Here is a 1,141-nt window from a genome sequence, read left to right as displayed (position 1 = left end):
CACCCACATATTACCTAAAAGATCTATTAGCTTTAATTAAAGGTAAAACTTTTATTTGTAAGGGTGGGATAGCTTCTTTTCCAAGAAATGCGGGTAGCATTTCTTAGGAAATCAAGAAGCGTTAAAAGCCGTCACGGCGCTTGAGTGAAAGCATTTTATCGAATATTTTTTGCTTTGGAAAAATATTCGCAGGGTTTGTAAGGGGCAGAGCCCCTTAAAGCTTTTCAATTATTGAATCCGCCAAAAGCTTTGCGGAAATCTCTGCAAAATGAACTCCGTCCAAAGTGAGTTTAGTTCCTTTTTTTGCTTCTTCTTTTTGAAGGGAGTATATATCTATATATGAAAAGCCGAATGCATTTGCTGAATTTTTTATAATATCATTTCTCGAGACTATAAGGTTTTGATTGAAATCGGGAAATTCAACGTATGGAAGACCAACCGTAATCACTTTTTTATCATTATTTTTTAAATCAATAAGCATGCTTTCGTAAAGATTGTTAAAATCCTTTTGACTTTTTTTGTATATTTCTTCATCGAATGAAGAAAATCCCGAGAATGAAAAGATCAAATCATTTATCCCAACGAATAAAATATATGTATTTATATCTTGATATCTTTTATCACTTAGACATCTTTTTAGTCTGAAAGCTGCTCCCTCAGTCGTATCTCCGTCGATACCTTTGTTTATGGTTTCATATTTTTCATTTAAATAATTCCTGTAAGTATAACCTATATTCCCGTTTGTCAGGCTGTCGCCGATACATATTATTTTCATAAAAATTCCTTTCTTTTCTAGAAACACACATTTAATGGGTTTAACCCCCTCAAACCCTACCATTTTTTGACTATCGAAAGACTTCATAAGAAGGCTTACTAAATTTTGTGTAACAAAATTTAGGTGTGGTTACATATACGATAATATGATTTCGAAGTTATGCTGTGCAGCAAATTTGCCAAAGGCAAGATTTGCTCATGCACATAGAAACCATTCGCAAATGACCATAAATGTCATTCGTTCATGTTGACCCCTGAGCTTTGCTCAGTGAAATCTTAACCAAAGTTAAGATTTTCAAAACTCCTTTGGAGTTTTTGGTCAGTCACAATATGGATAAAACGACCCCGCTGGGCGCGGTGTCTAAGC

The 1,141-nt window shown here is 34.4% G+C and carries 1 protein-coding gene; it reads right to left on the bottom strand.

The genetic code is table 11. The annotated features are described in order from the left end of the window. Positions 1–214: 214 nt before the first annotated feature. Positions 215–775: an SGNH/GDSL hydrolase family protein gene (locus NSA01_RS10000; RefSeq protein WP_257481314.1), complete on the bottom strand. Its 561-nt coding sequence runs from the start codon at positions 773–775 to the stop codon at positions 215–217. Positions 776–1,141: the final 366 nt, after the last annotated feature.

It is taken from the genome of Anaerofustis stercorihominis (genome assembly GCF_024623185.1).
GTDB lineage: Bacteria > Bacillota > Clostridia > Eubacteriales > Anaerofustaceae > Anaerofustis.
The sequence above is the reverse complement of the archived record's forward strand: the minus strand, read 5'-3'. Positions and strand labels throughout refer to the sequence as shown.

Excerpts from the sequence above, each read along its gene's own strand:
- NSA01_RS10000 (WP_257481314.1), bottom strand. The coding sequence starts at position 775 with ATGAAAATAATATGTATCGGCGACAGCCTGACAAACGGGAATATAGGT.